Below are 853 nucleotides of genomic sequence, written 5' to 3'. Positions count from 1 at the left end.
CACCGGCGATGCCGCGCCTGGGCGCAGCGTCAGGCTTGCGCGCGCGCAGCAGATACATGGCGAGCGTGGGAATCAGCGTGCGCGAGAAGAAGTACGACGCGCACATCGCGAACACCACGGCTTCGGCGAGCGGCACGAACAGATACCGCGCCACGCCCGAAAGCAGGAACATCGGCACGAACACGATGCAGATGGAGAGCGTCGAGACGAACGTCGGCACGGCGATCTCGCCGGAGCCGTTGAGAATGGCGTCGTGCAGCGGCGCGCCGCGCTCAAGATGATGCGTGATGTTTTCGATAGCGACGGTGGCGTCGTCAACGAGGATGCCGACCGCAAGCGCGAGGCCGCCGAGCGTCATGATGTTGATGGTCTCGCCGAGCGCCGCGAGCGCGATGAGCGACGTGAGCACGGCGAGCGGGATCGTCACGGCGATGATGAGCGTGGCGCGCCAGCTGCCGAGAAAGAGCAGGATCATCGCGGCGGTGAGGCAAGCCGCAATGAGCGCCTCGCGCACCACGCCTGAGATCGCCGACTTCACGAACACGGACTGATCGGAGAGCGGGGTGATCTTGAGCGCGCTCGGCAGGCCCGCGGCGATCGTCGGCAGCATGGCCTTCACCTGCTGGATGATCGTGAGCGTCGAGGCGCTGCCGGTCTTTTCGACCGTAAGGAGTGCAGCGCGTTTGCCGTCCGCGCGCACGATGTTCGTTTGCGGCGCGTAACCGTCGATCACGTGCGCGACGTCGCGCACATACACCACGCTGCCGTTCACGGTCTTGATGGGCAGGTCGTTGAGCGCCGCGACGGTTTGCGTGCTGCCGTTCATCTCCACGTTGTATTCGCGCGAGCCGAT

General features: G+C 65.7%; 1 protein-coding gene. It reads right to left on the bottom strand.

Features of this window, described 5'->3' with window-relative positions:
- Positions 1-853, bottom strand: an 853-nt coding sequence (locus AB4Y36_RS40425) for an efflux RND transporter permease subunit (RefSeq protein ID WP_368685932.1), incomplete at both ends; no start/stop codon positions are given.

Origin of the sequence: Paraburkholderia sp. BR10936, from assembly GCF_040965735.1 — a bacterium.
In the GTDB taxonomy this organism is placed as follows: Bacteria; Pseudomonadota; Gammaproteobacteria; order Burkholderiales; family Burkholderiaceae; genus Paraburkholderia; species Paraburkholderia nodosa_A.
Note: the sequence above shows the minus strand (reverse complement) of the source record. Positions and strands in the feature narration are given on the sequence as shown.